Source organism: Candidatus Zixiibacteriota bacterium (assembly GCA_035574315.1).
Taxonomy (GTDB): domain Bacteria; phylum Desulfobacterota; class Binatia; order UBA9968; family UBA9968; genus DATLYW01.
In genome coordinates this window covers 354,865-368,916 of sequence record DATLYW010000048.1, presented here as the reverse complement: position 1 = coordinate 368,916, position 14,052 = coordinate 354,865, and the positions used below count along the sequence as shown (strand labels likewise).

Below are 14,052 nucleotides of genomic sequence, written 5' to 3'. Positions count from 1 at the left end.
GCCCGCGGGCGCAAGCCGCCCGTTTTCTTCGCTCTTCCTCAGAGCTTCAGGCCGTAGAAATCGATCGGGTTGTCGTGCAGAATCGCCTTCTTCGCCGTATCGTCGATGTCCGGCCGCTCCAGGAACTCGGGTATGTCTCGCCTGAACATGTCCGGGAGCCGTTCGTGCGGGTAATCCGACGGCCACATGACGCAGCGCGGGTTGAACTGGCGCAGCACCTGGACGAGCGCCCGTTCCTCGACCTCGCACGTGACCCAGACCTGCCCCGACCGGATGTATTCACTGGGTTTTTTCCTCAGCAGCGGAGCCTGGAACCGGTAGGGCTTTTCGAACTCCTCGTCCATGCGGTCCATCATGTAGGGAATCCATCCGGAGCCGGCCTCCAGGAACGCCACCCGCAGCTTCGGGAAGCGCTCGAAGACCCCTTCGAAGAGCATGTGGGTGAACTGGACGAGGATCGCGAAGGGATGCTCGAGCGTGTGCACCTGAAGAAACTTGTCGAAAAAGTCGAATCCCATGTTGCGGCTGGGAGCGCCGTGAACCGCGAGCGGCATCCCGAGTCGCTCGGCCGCCTGGTAAATCGGGTCGAAATCGGGGTGGCCGTAGCCCTTGTAGAGCACTGTCACCGCCGGGAGCAGCCCGCCGACGAGACCGAGCCTCCGGGCTCGCTCCAGCTCCTTCGCCGCTTCGAGCGGCTCGTGCACCGGGAGCAGCGCCACCGCCTTGAGCCGCGGGCTGTGACGGACGAAACGCTCCGCGATCCAGGAGTTGTAGGCTCGAGCCAGCACGCAGGCCCACTCGGGGTTCTGGATCAGCCCGAGCGCGAGCCCTGCGGTCGGGTAGAGGACCGTGGTGTGAACGCCCAGCTCGTCGAGAAACTCGATCCACTTCGGCGCGGGCGTCTCGTGCACCTTTCCGGGCACCCCGAAGCCGCGGTTCCAGCCGTCGAGCGAGGGAAAATAGCTGTAGGTCTGGAAATGGGGGTACTCCCGGTACTTTCCTTCGAGAAACTCCCGGATCTCGGCGTCCCGCTCCAGCACGTGCCCGTCGGCGTCGATGATCGGATAACCGGTGCTCATGGCGATCTCCTGTCCTTTTCCAGCTCCGCGGTCGGCTGCGGTCCCTCAGCGAAACGAAATGCCGCCGTCGACGTTGACCGTCTGCCCGGTCATGAAATCGCTCAGCGGCGATGCGAGAAACAGCGCGGCGCCGACGACGTCCCGCGGCAACTGGACGCGCTTGAGCGCCCGACTGCCGACGGAAGCCTGGCGAAAGCGCAACGTTTCCGGGGTCGGATTTTCCTCGGAGAGCGTGTTCCCCGGCGCGAGCACGTTGACCTGGATGTTGTCGGGGCCGACCTCGCGCGCGAGCGTGCGCGAGAACCCGATCACCGCCGCCTTCGACGTGACGTAGTGGATGCGGCCGGGGCTGCCGTTGAAAACCGTTCCGGAGGCGATGTTGACGATCTTTCCGGATTTCTGGCGGCGCATCTGCGGCAGGACCGCCCGGCAGCAGAAAAAGACTCCCTTGAGGTTCACCGCCATCAGCCGGTCCCACTCCTCGGGCGCGATTTCCTCGATGCGCCCGCGGTTCATCGGGACGGTGGCGAAAACGGCGGCATTGTTGACCAGCACGTCGATGCGCCCGAACGCCCCCAGGGCCGCCTCCGCCATCGCGCGGGTTGCCTGCTCGTCGGCGACGTCGACGCCGACGGCGAGTGTCTTCGCCCCGGTCTCCCCGCCGATCCGGCGCGCGGCCTCTTCGGCCGCGGGCGCGTCGATGTCGGCGATCACCACGCGCGACCGAGCGCGGGCGAAGCCGGCGGCGTAGGCTTTGCCGATGCCGTGAGCCGCGCCGGTCACGATCACCACCCTGTCCTCGAGCCCGTCGATCATGGCGTTCGGTCCGGCCGGATCAGCGCCTTGGTCGGGAAGAGACCGGGGATCTCGCCGCCGACCGCGCGGATGCAGCGCTCGGTCTCTTCCAGCGGAAACACATGGCTCACCATCTCCTGCACGGGAAACTTCGTCTCCTCCAGGACCCGCAGCGCCGCCTCGGTGGCGTCGTTGTCGGCCGTAAAACAGCCCTGGACCCGGATCTCGTTCCAGACGATCCGGTCCAGCAGCAGCGGCGTCTCGGTCGCGTCGCCCGTCAGTCCCGCGAGCACGAGCGTCCCCTGGCGCCGCAGGCATTCGAGCGAGGTCCGGATCGCCGCCGGGCTCCCCGACACATCGATTGCGACGTCGCACAGCTCGCCGCCGGTCTCCGCGCGCACCACCTCGACGACGTTCTCGGTCTCGGCGTCGATGGTCCGGTGGGCGCCGAAGCGTCGCGCCAGCTCCAGCCTCGCGCGGTCGCGGCCGATTCCGGTGACGAAGATCCGCGCCGCGCCGGCGCGCCGCGCCGCGAACGCGTTGGCGAGCCCTTGCTGTCCCGGCCCCTGGATGAGGACGTAATCGCCCATCTTGACGCCGCCGCGTCGGATCGCCCACTGAAAACCGTTCGCCATGACCGCACCGGCGAGAACGGCGGCCTCTGCGGGGAGCGCGTCGCTCACCTTCGTGGCGAGGACGTCGGGCGCGAGGTACACGTAGTCGGCGAAGCCGCCGAAAAGATGCGGCGGCTTGTCGCACGGCGTCCGCCCGCCGTAGCTCGTGCGCTTCCTGCAGAACCGGGCCGCGCCGCGGCGGCAGTCGGGGCAGCGGCCGCAGCCGAGAGCCCCCTTGAGGATGATGCGGTCTCCTTCCTCGATCTGATGGATCGCCGCCGCATCGCGCCCGAGCTTTTCCACCCGGCCGAGGATCTCGTGCCCGAGGATCAGGGGGAGCGGCGTCCGGATCTTGCCGTGGAAGTATTTGACGTCCGTGCCGCACACCCCCGCCGCTTCGACCCGCACCAGCCCGCCGTCGGCGGGAACGTCGGGCAACGGGTACTCGCGGATCTCGAGCCTCTCGGGAGCGAGAAGTGTCGCGGCGCGGGCGGTCGGCATGGCGGTCGCCTGCAGCCTACTTGACGTACTCGGCGGTCAGCCGGTCGATGAAGCCGCTCGCCTCCGGCTCCTTGACGAGCGACACGTCCACGAACCGCTCGGGGTTTTCCGCCAGCATCCTCGGGTCCTTCTTGCCCACTTCCTGGATCGGCAGCTCGAAGTACTCCTTCGACGGATACGGTTTGAGCGGGAAGTCGTGCTCGCGGAAATTTTCTTCGAGCACCTCGCTGGTCCACACGACGTTCAGCTGCGCGGCGGAGACGGCCCCGAGCACAAAGAAAGCCAGAACGGCCAGCCATCGACGGGTGCTCGCGCGGTTCTTCATGATCGCCTCCTCGGCAAGAGAGCGCGCCGGCCGCTTCCCCGGCGCCGTCCCCCATATACTTCCGTCGCAGGGGGCGAATCAAGCCCGGCGTGCGTCTCAGGAGCGGCGCCGGGCCCGGCGAAACCGCATGCGCAGGCCCAGATCCGACAGCTCGTCGGGCGTGAGGGTCTCCTGGTAACGTTCTCCCTCCGCCGTGTCGTACTCGACGCGTACCGAAGCGGGGGCCCAGGCGATCTTGAGAGTTGCGACGTCGACGCGATCGAGGTGCTTGCCGAGGGTGCGCAGCAGCTGCGACAGCCTGCGCGTGCCGAGGATCTGGGACGAGAAGCGCTTGCGCCGCTTTTTCCGCCCCTGTGCGTTCAGCCACGCGATGTAGATCGGATCGTACCGCAGCTCCTCGGTGCGCTCCGCCGCGCGGGCCGGCGCCGGGGACTCCCAGTCGGCGCCGGCGGCGGTGGGTTTGAAGACCAGCTCCGACCCGGCCGGCAGCGAATCGCTGCGCACCACGTAGCGCGGGCCGTCCTTCTCGATCACGAAGGTGTCGACGCCGAGAATTTCGAGGGATTGCCCGATCGCTCTGAGGGAGGTGGAGTGGGCCATCTCGTCAAACCCCTCGGGCGCGGGCTCCTGGAGAGCCGCGCCCCGTCGCAGCCGGCCAATTGTAGGGCGGCGGCGGCTTTTTCTCAAGCCGCACGCTCAGCTTCGACCCAGCAGCACGCCGAGAAGGAGCACGATGGGACCGAGCGTGGCGTTGACCTTGAGCAGAACGAACCAGCTCTGCCATTGTTGCCGCAAGGGCTCGTCCCAGCCGAGGCGCCCGGCCCCGGGTCGGGCCGAGAGCGCGGCGATCCGAGGGCCGATCCGGAACACCTGCAGCGAATGGTGGGTCAGCATGGCGACGAACAGGACGAGCTTGATCGACAGGACCGCCATGTACGCGCCGCTCAGATGCGCGGCCGTCACCTGATGCCGCAGGATCAAGTTGATCGCGCCCGTGATCATCACAAGGGTGATCCCCGCCCACGAGACCGCCTCGAAACCGCTCCGCCCGCGCTCGAGCATCCTGAGCGCGGAAGCCGGCTCGAGCCTGTGCGCCGCGGGACCGAGAACGACCAGGACAGAAGCGATGGCGCCGAGCCAGAGAGCCAGGCCGGCGAGGTGGAACAAGAGACTCAGAGCCTGCCAGGTAGCCATGCGCCCGCGAACGCCTTCCGCAGTGCTTAACATCGGTCCGATACCATTGCAAATCGGGCGGTTTGTGCGCTTGAAATAGGTCCGTCGCTGTGTTAGCAAAGATTCGGTTCCCACACAGGCGTCCCGCAAAAAATCGCTAAGGATGGTCAATCGATGCTGCGCTGGTTGCCAGAAGACGTGTCCACATACGGCGGAGAGATCGACGCGCTTTTCTACCTGATTTACTACATCACGGCGGCGACTTTCCTGCTCGTCACCGTCCTCATGGTGGTGTTCCTCATCGCATACCGCGCCAGAGACGGGCGGCGCGCCACCTACAGCCACGGGAACACCACGCTCGAAATCATCTGGACCATCGTTCCGGCCGCGATCCTCGTGGTGCTGTCGTTCATGAGCGTCTCGACGTGGGCGAAAGTGAAGCGCGAGACGCCTCCCACCGATTTCGAGGTCGGGGTGAACGCGAAACAGTTCAACTGGGAGATCAGCTATCCCGGTCCGGACGGCCGCCTGGGAACGGCCGACGACGTCAAGTTCGACAACGACATGCACGTCCCGGTCAACAGAATCGTCCGTCTGCACATCACCTCCAGCGATGTCATTCACAGCTTTTTCATGCCCAATCTGCGCTTCAAGCAGGACGCCGTGCCCGGGCGCACGGTGATCGGCTGGTTCGAAGCCACCAAGCCCGGACGGTACGAGCTGCCCTGCGCCGAGCTCTGCGGCTTCGGCCATTCGGGCATGAAGGGGTGGCTGTACGTCGATTCGGCCGAGGACTACGCCAAGTGGGCGGCGGAGCACCTGAGCCCGAAGCCCCAGTAGCCATCTCGCGGCTCGACCGAATGGGCCGAACTTATCACGGAGGACCTTGGACGATGAGCGATACGGTAGCGACGGCGCACCCGGTGCACGAGCAACACGCCGAGCAGGGGTTTTGGCGGACCTACGTGTTCTCGACCGATCACAAGATGATCGGCCGGCAGTTCTTGTTCCTCGGGCTGTTCATGCTGGTGATCGGCGGGTTGCTGGCGATGATGGTGCGCTGGCAGCTGGCGTGGCCGGAAACGCCCGTGCCGGGCCTCGGGGCCATTCCGGAGCCGTATACGTACGGCGGCATCATTCCGCCCCAGACCTACAACGCGCTGTTCACGATGCACGCCACGATCATGATCTTTTTCGTGGTGATGCCGATCATGGTCGGCGCCTTCGGCAACTTCCTGATCCCGTTGATGATCGGGACTCGCGACATGGCCTTTCCGCGGCTCAACATGCTGTCGTTCTGGGTAGGGGCGCTCTCCGGCGCGGTGATGCTGGCGAGCTTCTTCGTTCCCGGCGGCCCGGCGGCGGGCGGCTGGACCGCCTACGCGACGCTGTCGGCCAAGGAGTCGTACACCGGGGTCGGATGGGGCCAGGACCTCTGGATCATCAGCCTGATCATCTCGGGCGCCTCGTCGCTGATGGGGGCGGTCAACTACATCACCACCATCGTCAACATGAGAGCTCCCGGCATGTCCTATTTCCGCATGCCGCTCACGATATGGTCGTTGTTCATCACCGCCGTGCTGCTGCTGCTCGCGCTGCCGGTGCTGACCGCGGCGCTCGCGATGTTGCTGTTCGACCGCACGATGGGCACGAGCTTCTTCCTCCCGGAGAACGGCGGCGAGCCGCTCCTCTGGCAGCACATGTTCTGGTTTTTCGGCCATCCCGAGGTCTACATCCTGGTGCTTCCCGCGATGGGAGTGACCTCCGATCTCCTCTCCACGTTCTCGCGCAAGCCGGTCTTCGGCTACCGCGCCATGGCCTTCTCGATGATCGCGATCGCCTTTCTCTCCTGGCTCGTCTGGGGGCACCACATGTTCGTGAGCGGCATGAACCCGCTGCTCGGGACCGCGTTCATGATGACGACGATGGTGATCGCGGTGCCGTCGGCGATCAAGACCTTCAACTGGCTCGGGACGCTCTGGGGCGGCTCGATCCGCTTCGCCGGCCCGATGTTGTTCGCGCTGGGCTTCGTCTCCAACTTCGTCATCGGTGGTCTCTCGGGCATTTTCATGGCCTCGACCCCGGTGGACATCTTCATCCACGACACCTATTACATCGTCGCCCATTTCCACTACGTGGTGGCGGGGATCATCTTCGCGCTGTTCGCCGCCGTCTACTACTGGTTCCCCAAGATGTTCGGGCGGATGATGCACGAGGGGCTGGCGAAGATCCATTTCGTGTTCACCTACATTTTCTTCAATCTGACCTTCTTCCCGATGCACTTCCTGGGCGTCGCGGGCCACATGCGGCGCATCTACAACCCGCTGCAGTACGAGTTCCTGAAGCCGATGCAGGACTGGAACGTCTTCATCACCGTGAGCGCGTTCCTCCTCGCCTTGGGGCAGATCCCGTTCGTGGTGAACTTCGTCTGGAGCCTGGCGGCGGGGAAAAAGGCGGAAAGAAACCCGTGGTGCGCGAACACGCTCGAATGGACGGCGCCTTCGCCGCCGCCGCACGGGAACTTCGAGGTGCAGCCGGTGGTTTACCGCGGCCCGTACGAGTACAGCTCGCCGGATGCAGCGGAAGACTGGCTGCCGCAGAATCGGCCTCTCGCCGGCGCCGCGGCGCGAGCTCATTGATCGACGGATGAACAGTCTGCCCGAGCGCGACGGACCGTGCGGCTTCGTTGCCGCGCAGGTCTCTTCGAAATGGCCCCACCGCCTCGCGGTGGCTACCGCGGGCGCGACGCTGCCGCTGCTGTTCATCGGCGGCCTCGTGACCGGCAAGGGGGCGGGGCTGGCAGTGCCGGATTGGCCGACGACCTTCGGCTACAACATGTTTCTCTACCCGTGGTCGAAGATGGTCGGCGGAATTTTTTACGAGCACAGCCACCGACTGGTGGCTTCGGCGATCGGACTGCTCACGATCTTCCTCGCGCTCGCCTTCTGGTTGAAAGAGGAGCGGCGCTGGCTGCGGCTGCTGGCACTGGGAGCGCTCGCGCTCGTGATCGTTCAAGGGGTGCTCGGCGGGTTGCGCGTGGTGCTGCTCGAGCACGGTCTCGCGATCGTCCACGCGGCGGTGGCCCAGGCGTTTTTCGCGCTCGTGGTGAGCCTCGCGGTCTTTACGTCGGGGCAGTGGGCGGAGCGCCCGGCGCGGCCGCTGGCGGCAGGCGATCGGCTGCGCCGCCTCTGCGCTTCGACGGCGGCGTTCATCTATTTCCAGTCCGTGCTGGGCGCCGTGCTGCGCCACACCGGAGGGCGCGCGGATCTCCATCTGCTCTTTGCCGCGGTCGTGGCGGCCCACGGGATTCTGGTGCTGCGGCGGTTGCTGCGCTTCCACGCCGACCGTCCCGAGCTCGTGCGTCCCGGGATCGCGTTGGGCACCCTGCTGGCGCTGCAGCTGGCGCTCGGCGGGGCCGTCTACTTCGGCAAGTTCACGACCCTGCTGCGCTGGCCCGCGGACCTCGTCGTCGTGCTCGCGACACTGCACCTTCTGGTCGGCGCGCTCATGCTGGGGACTTCCCTGATCCTGACGCTCAGGTGCTACCGGCTCACCGTTTTTCGGCCACTCGGTCACGGCCCGGAACTCGCCGCGGAGCGGGCGCCGGCATGAGCTCGGAAACCGGCGCCGCCGAGCTCATGCCCGCCGTCGCGCTGCGCAAAGCGGCGGATTTCCTGGAGCTCACCAAGCCTCGTGTCGTCTTCATGGTGCTGGTGACCGCTTTCGTCGGCTTTTACGTCGGATCCGAGCAGGTCCCGGATTACGCCGGGCTGCTGCGAATGCTGTTCGGGACCGCGCTGGCGGCCGCGGGGACGCTGGCGCTCAACCAGTTCCTCGAGCGGGAAACCGACGCCAAGATGGAGCGCACGCGCCGGCGTCCGCTGCCGGACGGCCGGCTGCAGCCGCGCGAAGCGGCCTGGTTCGGCACGGCGGTGGCGCTCGCCGGCCTCGGCTGTCTCGCCGTTGCGGTCAACCCGATCAGCGCCGGGGTGGCCGCTTTCATCGCTGCCACCTACCTCTTCCTGTACACCCCGATGAAAAGGCGCAGCCCTTTGTCGGTCATGATCGGCGCGGTCCCGGGAGCGCTGCCTCCGGTGATCGGGTGGGTGGCGGCTCGCGGCCGGTTCGACATCGACGCCTGGGTGCTGTTTGCGATCATGTTTCTGTGGCAGGTGCCGCACACCCTGGCGATCGCGCGCCTGTACCGGGACGACTACGCCCGCGCCGGCATTCAGTTCCTGCCGGTGATCGATCCCGACGGGCAAAGCACCAGCCGCCAGGTGATCTCGCACTGCGCCGCGCTGCTCGCCGTGAGCCTGCTGCCCACGCTTCTCGGCCTGGCCGGGCCGGTGTACTTCGTTGCCGCGTTTCTGCTCGGCGTCGGTTTCCTGTCCGCCGGCGTGAGCCTCGCGCTCGAATCGACGCTGGCAGGGGCGCGCAAGCTCCTGTTCGCTTCGCTGCTCTATCTGCCGGTGTTGCTGCTCGTCATGGCTTTGGATAGAGTTCCAGCATGAGGTCTGCGGCTGGTCCCAGAGCGTTGCGCGAGAACCGCAATCGGCGGATGGGGTTCATTCTCGGCGCGTCGATCGCGGTCTACATCGCGGCGGTGATCGCTTTTATCGTCGCTTACTGAGAGGGAGCATGGCACAGTCGGCCAAGGTGCGGCGTCTGAACGCCGCCGAGTCGGTTCCGGCGCGCGAACGGCCCGGTTTCGGCGGAGCAGAGCCTCCGGTCCCACCGGTGCGGCGCACGCCTCCGGCGATCGAGAATGCCCGGCTGGCGATCATGATGCTGATCGGCGCGGAAGCGATGTTCTTCGCCGGCCTGATCGGGGCTTTCATCGTTTTCCGCGTCGGGAGCCCGGTCTGGCCGCCTCCGTTCCAGCCGCGGCTGCCGGTCGGGGTCACGGGGGTGAACACGATCATTCTGCTGGCGAGCGCTTTCACGGTGCGCCGCAGCGTGAGCGCGGCGCGGTCGGGCGATGGGGCGCGGCTCCGGCGCGCTCTCGTGCTGACGGCGGTGCTGGGGGGGACGTTCCTCGCCGTCCAGGGCTACGAATGGGCGCGCCTGATCCACTTCGGCCTGACGGTTTCGAGCAGCGTTTACGGCGGCCTTTTCTACACGCTGATCGGGTTTCACGCCGCCCACGTCGTGGCGGCGCTCGTGTGGCTGCTGGTGGTCCTCGGGCTGGCGCGCCGCGGCAGGTTTTCTCGGGAGCGCCATACCGGCCTCGCGATCTGCGCGACGTACTGGATTTTCGTCGTCGCTCTGTGGCCGGTGCTCTACGGTCTCATCTATCTGTTGTGAAGCGTGCCGGCGCGTGTTGACAGCTCCGGCACCTTAAGTTAAGTTCGATTACTTCACATGTTGCGGCGGTCGAGTTTTTTCCTGTCCGGGTTCGGAACGCTGGCGGCGCTCCCCGCGCAAGCTCTAGCCTGCGCGGTTTGCATCACCGGCGCGGGGGCGGATGGCTCGGGCGACGCGTTCAACTGGAGCGTGCTGTTCCTGATGTCTGCTCCCTACCTCGTCGTCGGATCGATCGCGGGCTGGCTCCTCTACCGCCACCGGCGCGCCGGGAGGCTCGAGGCGGCGGAACGTAACGGCGCGCTCGTTCGGCTGGTCTGGGATCATCACAAGGAGAGCGGAAGATGAGCGATGTTGCCGTGGCGCACGCGGGGGTCGAGCCCGCGGAGTCGCCGCTCACGCCTGAGAATCTGGGCAAGCTCGGCATGTGGCTTTTTCTCGCGGGCGACGCGATGTCGTTCGGCGGGTTGATCGTCGGCTACGGGATTCTGCGCCATGCGAGCAAGAGCTGGCCGGTCCCCTCGGAAATCCTCGGCATCAACCTGACCGCCCTGATGACCTTCCTGCTGATCGTCAGCAGCGTCACCATGGTGCTTTCGCTCTCGGCGGCGCAGCACGGCGAGCGCGCCCGGTTCCGGAAGTTCATGGGTCTCACGATCCTCGGCGGCGTGACCTTCCTGGGGTTGCAGGCCTACGAGTGGACTCACCTGATCACCGAGGTCCTGCCCCATCACCAGCTGAGCTTTTCCAGCCATCTTTTCGCGACCACGTTCTTCGTCCTGACCGGCTTTCACGGCATGCACGTGACCGGAGGCGTGATCTACAACGCCTGCGTGCTGGCGGCGGTCTCGCGGGGGCGGTATGGGGCGAAGCACGTCGAGATCGCCGGGCTGTACTGGCATTTTGTCGATCTCGTGTGGATCTTGATCTTCACGTTCGTTTACTTGCTGTAACAGGAGCCTCGGGATGAGCGCAACGACGACGCACAGGGAGCCCAACTACATCGGCGTGTTCTGGTGGCTGCTGGTCTTGACCATCATCGAGATCGGCGTGATCTACCTGCCGCTGGCCAAGGTCGCGGTGGCGGCGCTGCTGGTGGCGCTGGCGATTTCCAAGGCCGCGCTGGTCGCCCTTTACTTCATGCACCTGAAGTTCGAGAAGCTGACGCTGGGGCTCGTGGCCTTGAGCCCGTTCGTGCTCTGCCTGTTCCTCATTCTCATGCTGCTGCCCGACATCTTCCCCCGTTGAGCGAGGCCGTCCACCTGCCGTCGGTGAACGCGGCGCTTAATTCATTGAGCGCCGTTTTCCTGGTCGCGGGCTATTATTTCATCCGCTCGCGCAACGTCTCCGCCCACCGGTTCTGCATGCTCGCGGCGCTGGCCGCCTCGGCTCTCTTCCTCGTTTCCTATCTCGTCTACCACTACCGGGTCGGTTCGGTGCCGTTCAAAGGGGAGGGTGCCATCCGGCTGGTTTATTTCGCGATCCTCATCAGCCACACGATCCTGGCCGCCGCGCTCGTGCCGCTGGTCGGCGTGACGCTCGTCCGGGCGCTCAAGGAACGCTTCGGCGCGCACCGGCGCCTGGCGCGGTGGACCTTTCCCCTGTGGCTCTACGTTTCCGTGACCGGCGTGGTCGTTTACTGGATGCTCTACCGGCTCTCCCCGCCGTGAGGCGCGGCCGCAATTCGTCCGCCCGCTCGTTGACAGCGCGAACGGGTTGGCGCTAGATAGAGCTTCACCCGAAGCGGAGCGACCCGGCATGAGTTCAAAGGCGATCGGAATCGTCGGCTGCGGTGCCATCGGGAAGGCGCTGCTGAAAGCGAGCGCCGCCGGGCTGCTGCCGGTCCGGGTGGCCGGGGTGACGAGCCGTACCGAGGAAAGCGCGCGCGCCTTTCTCTCGAGCCTGGATAGCCCGCCGCCTTTCCTGCCGCTCGCCGAGCTGATTGTCGCCGCCGATCTCATCATCGAGGCGGCGGGGGGAGCGGTGGTGGCGGGATTGGCCGACGCGGCCTTCACCGCGCACAAAGATCTCATGGTGATCAGCGTCGGGGCGCTGCTCGAGCATCCGGAGATCATAGAGCGCGCGCGGGCGACCGGCTGCCGGTTGCACGTTCCCTCGGGCGCGATCGCCGGACTGGACGGGATCAAGTCGGCCTGCGCGGGCCGGGTCGACCATGTGACGATGACGACGCGCAAACCACCGCGCGGGCTGGAGGGAGCGCCCTATCTCGTTCGCAACGGCATCACGCTGGCGGGGCTCGAAGAGGAGAAGGAAGTGTTCTCGGGCAGTGCCCGGGAAGCGTGCCAGGGTTTCCCTGCCAATGTGAACGTCTGCGCCGCGGTGAGCCTGGCGGGCGTCGGCCCGGACCGGACACGGGTGCGCATCCTGGCGGTTCCCGGGCTCGAGCGCAACTGCCACGATATCGAGGTCGAGGGCGAGTTCGGCCGGCTGCACGTCCATATCGAGAACGTGCCGAGTGAAAATCCGCGGACCGGAAAGCTCACCGCCCTGTCGATCGTTCGCGCCGTCCAGCAGGTCGTCGATCCCGTACGAATCGGCAACTGAGGACCGGGGCGCGCTCCGTGCGGGTCCAGGCGCGCCTCGGCGGATCGGGCCGTCCTCCGTTCGCCCCGTAGCCTTTCTCTTGTCGTAAGGAAGCGATGAACAACGCCCAACGGCTAGTGCGGATCCTGGAAAACGCCGGCGTGCGCTGGCTCTTCGGCGTCCCCAGCGGTCCGGTCCTCCCCGTGATCGATGCGCTCCGCGAAAGCTCGATCGAGTTCGTGCTCACCGCGAGCGAAACCTCCGCGGCGTTCATGGCCTCGGCCGTTGGCTACTTGACCGGAGTTCCCGGCGCGTGCGTCTCGACGCTCGGGCCGGGAGCGACCAATCTCGCGACGGGGATCGGCTGCGCCTGGCTCGACCGCGCTCCGGTGCTGGCGATCACCTGCAACGTCGCCACTCCGTGGCTCGAGCGGCGCGTCCAGATGAGGATCGACCACCACGCGCTGTTCAGGCCGCTGACCAAAGCATCGCTGCCGCTGCGCCGCGACAACATCGGGCGCCTCGCCGTCGAGGCCCTGGCGCTCGCCGCGGCCGAGCCGCCGGGTCCGGTCCATCTCGATCTGCCCGAAGACGTTGCCGAGGCTGCGGCCGCGACGGACGATACGCCGGCGCCCGCCCGGCCGCGGCCGCCGGCCGAACTCCCGGCGAGGGTCGTGGATACAGTGGCGGCGGCGCTCGCCCGGTCGCGCCGCCCGCTGCTCGTCACCGGCCTCGGCTTTACCCGTTGCCGGCGCCCGGAGCGGCTCCTGCCGTTCGTCGAGCGACAGGGCATGCCGTTTGTGACCACGCTTCAGGCCAAAGGCTTCCTGCCGGAAAATCACCCCTGCTGGGCGGGCGTGATCGGCCGCGCGCGCCGCAGCGACGTGCAGGCGCTCGTCAGGCGATGCGACCTCGTGATCGCCGTCGGGTACGATCCGGTCGAGATCAACTACGAGGAATGGGCCTCCGGCATTCCACTGATCCATCTGAGCACGGAAACGGCGGAAAGCGGGACCGGGCTCGCCTGGGTGTGCAACGAGGCCTGCGATCTCGATCGAGCGATCGCCGCGCTGAGCGAGCTTCCGGAGTGTTCGAACGATTGGTCCGCGGAAGAGCTGCGGGCGCACCGCGACGCCCTGGAGCGGGCGCTGAGGCCGGCCGGAGACGGCTTTGCCCCGCACGAGGTGATCGACGTGGCCCGGGAGAAGTTCCCTCCGGACGCCGTGCTGGCCTGCGACGTCGGCGCGCACACGCATCAGATCGCCTCTCAGTGGCGCGTGGATCTTCCGCGCTCTCTGCTGGCGACCAACGGCTGGTCGTCGATGGGCTACGGCATGCCGGCGGCCTACGCCGCCAAGCTGGTCGATCCCCGGCGTCCGGTGCTCGCGATCGTCGGCGACGGCGGTTTTCAGATGACCGTCGGCGAGCTGGCCTTCGCCCGCCGCCTCAAGCTCGCGGTGCCCGTCATCGTGCTGAACGACGGCTGGCTCGGCTTGATGAAGGTCAAGCAGGAGCGCCGGCGATATTCTCTTTCCGGCGTGTTCCTCGGGGAGCCGCCCCCCTCGCCGCCGCATTACTTCGGCGTGCCTTGCCGCAGCGCCCGCGACGCCGCAGAGCTCGCCGCGGCGCTCGACTGGGCCCGAGAGCAAGACGGGCCGTCCGTGATCGAGGCGTTCGTTTCGGTCGAAAGCTACTCGCTGACCGTTTTCGATTGATT

At 66.8% G+C, this 14,052-nt stretch carries 18 protein-coding genes; 12 read left to right on the top strand and 6 right to left on the bottom strand.

The window, feature by feature from the left end; all coding sequences use genetic code 11:
• Positions 1 to 38: 38 nt before the first annotated feature.
• The 6 genes from VNN77_18170 to VNN77_18145 all read right to left on the bottom strand — a co-directional run bounded on the left by VNN77_18170 (position 39) and on the right by VNN77_18145 (position 4,508).
• Complete coding sequence (locus VNN77_18170) at positions 39 to 1,079, bottom strand: amidohydrolase family protein (protein HXG53329.1); 1,041 nt, start codon at positions 1,077 to 1,079, stop codon at positions 39 to 41.
• A 45-nt stretch (positions 1,080 to 1,124) separates the two neighbouring features.
• Positions 1,125 to 1,895, bottom strand: a complete 771-nt coding sequence (locus VNN77_18165; GenBank protein ID HXG53328.1) for a glucose 1-dehydrogenase — start codon at positions 1,893 to 1,895, stop codon at positions 1,125 to 1,127.
• Positions 1,892 to 2,989, bottom strand: coding sequence for a zinc-binding dehydrogenase (locus tag VNN77_18160; GenBank protein HXG53327.1), 1,098 nt, complete (start codon positions 2,987 to 2,989; stop codon positions 1,892 to 1,894). The genes VNN77_18165 and VNN77_18160 overlap by 4 nt, the downstream gene beginning before the upstream one ends.
• Before the next feature lie 16 nt (positions 2,990 to 3,005).
• Positions 3,006 to 3,314: a hypothetical protein gene (locus VNN77_18155; GenBank protein HXG53326.1), complete on the bottom strand. Its 309-nt coding sequence runs from the start codon at positions 3,312 to 3,314 to the stop codon at positions 3,006 to 3,008.
• 96 nt (positions 3,315 to 3,410) lie between these two features.
• The gene (locus VNN77_18150) at positions 3,411 to 3,914 is read right to left on the bottom strand and encodes a hypothetical protein (protein ID HXG53325.1); all 504 of its coding nucleotides are present in this window, start codon (positions 3,912 to 3,914) and stop codon (positions 3,411 to 3,413) included.
• A 96-nt stretch (positions 3,915 to 4,010) separates the two neighbouring features.
• Positions 4,011 to 4,508 (bottom strand): hypothetical protein, encoded by a 498-nt coding sequence (locus VNN77_18145; GenBank protein HXG53324.1) that lies wholly within the window; start codon positions 4,506 to 4,508, stop codon positions 4,011 to 4,013.
• A gap of 153 nt (positions 4,509 to 4,661) precedes the next feature.
• Between VNN77_18145 and coxB the strand changes: the two genes are divergently transcribed.
• From coxB to VNN77_18085, 12 genes are all read left to right on the top strand, one after another.
• The gene (coxB, locus tag VNN77_18140; protein HXG53323.1) at positions 4,662 to 5,327 is read left to right on the top strand and encodes a cytochrome c oxidase subunit II; all 666 of its coding nucleotides are present in this window, start codon (positions 4,662 to 4,664) and stop codon (positions 5,325 to 5,327) included.
• A 53-nt stretch (positions 5,328 to 5,380) separates the two neighbouring features.
• Positions 5,381 to 7,126, top strand: coding sequence for a cbb3-type cytochrome c oxidase subunit I (locus VNN77_18135; protein ID HXG53322.1), 1,746 nt, complete (start codon positions 5,381 to 5,383; stop codon positions 7,124 to 7,126).
• A 7-nt stretch (positions 7,127 to 7,133) separates the two neighbouring features.
• A complete protein-coding gene (locus tag VNN77_18130) occupies positions 7,134 to 8,099 on the top strand; it encodes a COX15/CtaA family protein (GenBank protein HXG53321.1) in 966 nt (321 codons plus the stop codon).
• On the top strand, positions 8,096 to 9,001 hold the full coding sequence (gene cyoE / locus VNN77_18125; protein ID HXG53320.1) for a heme o synthase: 906 nt from the start codon (positions 8,096 to 8,098) through the stop codon (positions 8,999 to 9,001). Before VNN77_18130 ends, cyoE begins: the two co-directional genes overlap by 4 nt.
• Positions 8,998 to 9,120, top strand: a complete 123-nt coding sequence (locus VNN77_18120; GenBank protein ID HXG53319.1) for a hypothetical protein — start codon at positions 8,998 to 9,000, stop codon at positions 9,118 to 9,120. The genes cyoE and VNN77_18120 overlap by 4 nt, the downstream gene beginning before the upstream one ends.
• Positions 9,121 to 9,128: 8 nt before the next feature.
• Positions 9,129 to 9,794: a cytochrome c oxidase subunit 3 gene (locus tag VNN77_18115; protein HXG53318.1), complete on the top strand. Its 666-nt coding sequence runs from the start codon at positions 9,129 to 9,131 to the stop codon at positions 9,792 to 9,794.
• A gap of 57 nt (positions 9,795 to 9,851) precedes the next feature.
• The gene (locus tag VNN77_18110) at positions 9,852 to 10,139 is read left to right on the top strand and encodes a hypothetical protein (protein HXG53317.1); all 288 of its coding nucleotides are present in this window, start codon (positions 9,852 to 9,854) and stop codon (positions 10,137 to 10,139) included.
• The gene (locus tag VNN77_18105) at positions 10,136 to 10,744 is read left to right on the top strand and encodes a cytochrome c oxidase subunit 3 (protein ID HXG53316.1); all 609 of its coding nucleotides are present in this window, start codon (positions 10,136 to 10,138) and stop codon (positions 10,742 to 10,744) included. Before VNN77_18110 ends, VNN77_18105 begins: the two co-directional genes overlap by 4 nt.
• A gap of 13 nt (positions 10,745 to 10,757) precedes the next feature.
• The gene (locus VNN77_18100) at positions 10,758 to 11,039 is read left to right on the top strand and encodes a cytochrome C oxidase subunit IV family protein (GenBank protein ID HXG53315.1); all 282 of its coding nucleotides are present in this window, start codon (positions 10,758 to 10,760) and stop codon (positions 11,037 to 11,039) included.
• Between the two features lie 23 nt (positions 11,040 to 11,062).
• Positions 11,063 to 11,461 carry a DUF420 domain-containing protein gene (locus VNN77_18095; GenBank protein ID HXG53314.1) on the top strand — a complete coding sequence of 133 codons (399 nt, stop codon included), beginning with the start codon at positions 11,063 to 11,065 and terminating at the stop codon, positions 11,459 to 11,461.
• An 88-nt stretch (positions 11,462 to 11,549) separates the two neighbouring features.
• A complete protein-coding gene (locus VNN77_18090) occupies positions 11,550 to 12,356 on the top strand; it encodes an aspartate dehydrogenase (protein HXG53313.1) in 807 nt (268 codons plus the stop codon).
• Between the two features lie 95 nt (positions 12,357 to 12,451).
• Positions 12,452 to 14,050 carry a thiamine pyrophosphate-binding protein gene (locus tag VNN77_18085; GenBank protein ID HXG53312.1) on the top strand — a complete coding sequence of 533 codons (1,599 nt, stop codon included), beginning with the start codon at positions 12,452 to 12,454 and terminating at the stop codon, positions 14,048 to 14,050.
• The last annotated feature ends 2 nt before the right edge of the window (positions 14,051 to 14,052 follow it).

Bases quoted from the DNA above. Each gene is read 5' to 3' on its own strand.
- VNN77_18170 (HXG53329.1), bottom strand. From the start codon at position 1,079: ATGAGCACCGGTTATCCGATCATCGACGCCGACGGGCACGTGCTGGAG.
- VNN77_18165 (HXG53328.1), bottom strand. From the start codon at position 1,895: ATGATCGACGGGCTCGAGGACAGGGTGGTGATCGTGACCGGCGCGGCT.
- VNN77_18160 (HXG53327.1), bottom strand. From the start codon at position 2,989: ATGCCGACCGCCCGCGCCGCGACACTTCTCGCTCCCGAGAGGCTCGAG.
- VNN77_18155 (HXG53326.1), bottom strand. From the start codon at position 3,314: ATGAAGAACCGCGCGAGCACCCGTCGATGGCTGGCCGTTCTGGCTTTC.
- VNN77_18150 (HXG53325.1), bottom strand. From the start codon at position 3,914: ATGGCCCACTCCACCTCCCTCAGAGCGATCGGGCAATCCCTCGAAATT.
- VNN77_18145 (HXG53324.1), bottom strand. From the start codon at position 4,508: ATGGCTACCTGGCAGGCTCTGAGTCTCTTGTTCCACCTCGCCGGCCTG.
- coxB (HXG53323.1), top strand. From the start codon at position 4,662: ATGCTGCGCTGGTTGCCAGAAGACGTGTCCACATACGGCGGAGAGATC.
- VNN77_18135 (HXG53322.1), top strand. From the start codon at position 5,381: ATGAGCGATACGGTAGCGACGGCGCACCCGGTGCACGAGCAACACGCC.
- VNN77_18130 (HXG53321.1), top strand. From the start codon at position 7,134: ATGAACAGTCTGCCCGAGCGCGACGGACCGTGCGGCTTCGTTGCCGCG.
- cyoE (HXG53320.1), top strand. From the start codon at position 8,096: ATGAGCTCGGAAACCGGCGCCGCCGAGCTCATGCCCGCCGTCGCGCTG.
- VNN77_18120 (HXG53319.1), top strand. From the start codon at position 8,998: ATGAGGTCTGCGGCTGGTCCCAGAGCGTTGCGCGAGAACCGCAATCGG.
- VNN77_18115 (HXG53318.1), top strand. From the start codon at position 9,129: ATGGCACAGTCGGCCAAGGTGCGGCGTCTGAACGCCGCCGAGTCGGTT.
- VNN77_18110 (HXG53317.1), top strand. From the start codon at position 9,852: ATGTTGCGGCGGTCGAGTTTTTTCCTGTCCGGGTTCGGAACGCTGGCG.
- VNN77_18105 (HXG53316.1), top strand. From the start codon at position 10,136: ATGAGCGATGTTGCCGTGGCGCACGCGGGGGTCGAGCCCGCGGAGTCG.
- VNN77_18100 (HXG53315.1), top strand. From the start codon at position 10,758: ATGAGCGCAACGACGACGCACAGGGAGCCCAACTACATCGGCGTGTTC.
- VNN77_18090 (HXG53313.1), top strand. From the start codon at position 11,550: ATGAGTTCAAAGGCGATCGGAATCGTCGGCTGCGGTGCCATCGGGAAG.
- VNN77_18085 (HXG53312.1), top strand. From the start codon at position 12,452: ATGAACAACGCCCAACGGCTAGTGCGGATCCTGGAAAACGCCGGCGTG.